Source organism: Leucobacter sp. M11, assembly GCF_035726885.1.
GTDB lineage: Bacteria > Actinomycetota > Actinomycetes > Actinomycetales > Microbacteriaceae > JAPFRB01.
The window spans coordinates 304,184-305,052 of sequence record NZ_JAPFRB010000002.1; the positions used below are offsets into that span (position 1 = coordinate 304,184).

Annotated in this window: 1 protein-coding gene; it reads left to right on the forward strand. The window is 71.3% G+C overall.

Annotation, left to right across the window (positions count from 1 at the left end; translation table 11 throughout):
• The coding region (locus OOT08_RS05700; RefSeq protein WP_325091614.1) for an aminotransferase class V-fold PLP-dependent enzyme at positions 1-710 on the forward strand (710 nt) is incomplete at its 5' end.
• Between the last annotated feature and the right edge of the window lie 159 nt (positions 711-869).

An 869-nucleotide genomic window follows, 5' to 3' on the forward strand; every position in this document is an offset into this window, starting at 1 on the left:
AGGGCGTTGACGTCTACGCCTGGGCGCACAACGAGACCTCCACCGGCGTGATGGCCCCCGTCACCCGCGTGGCGGGCGACGCGGGCGCGCTGACCGTGATCGACGCGACGAGCGCCGCGGGTGGGATCGACTTCGACGCCGCCGAGGCGGACGTCTACTACTTCTCCCCGCAGAAGAACTTCGCCTCCGACGGTGGCCTCTGGTTCGCCCTGTTCTCCCCCGCCGCCATCGAGCGCGTCGAGCGCATCGCCGCGAGCGGGCGCTACATCCCCGATTTCCTGAAGCTCTCGCACGCCGTCAGCAACTCCCGCCTGAACCAGACGCTGAACACCCCGGCGCTCGCGACCCTGGCCATGATGGAGAACCAGGTGGCCTGGATGAACGAGAACGGCGGGCTCGCCTGGGCCGCCGCCCGCACCGCCGAGTCCTCCGGGGTGCTCTACGACTGGGCGGAGGCCTCCGCCGTGGCCACCCCCTTTGTCACGGACCCGGAGCACCGCTCGCAGGTCGTCGCGACCCTGGACTTCGACGAGTCCGTGGACGCGGCCGCCATCGCGAAGGTCCTTCGCCAGAACGGGATTGTCGACACCGAGCCCTACCGCAAGCTCGGGCGGAACCAGCTCCGCATCGCGACCTTCACCGCGATCGAGCCCGAGGACGTGCGCGTGCTCACCCGCGCCATCGACTACGTGCTGGAGCGCCTGGGCTAGTCCCCGAACCGCCAGAAACAGCGCACCGCCCGATCCCAGCGTCTGCCGGGGTCGGGCGGTGTTCTGTGTGGCGGCCGGGCGCGCACGCCGCACCGGCGCGCGCGCGTCCGCTACGGGGTGCGCTCGCCCTCGTCGTCCGGGTCCTCCTCGAAGCCGAAC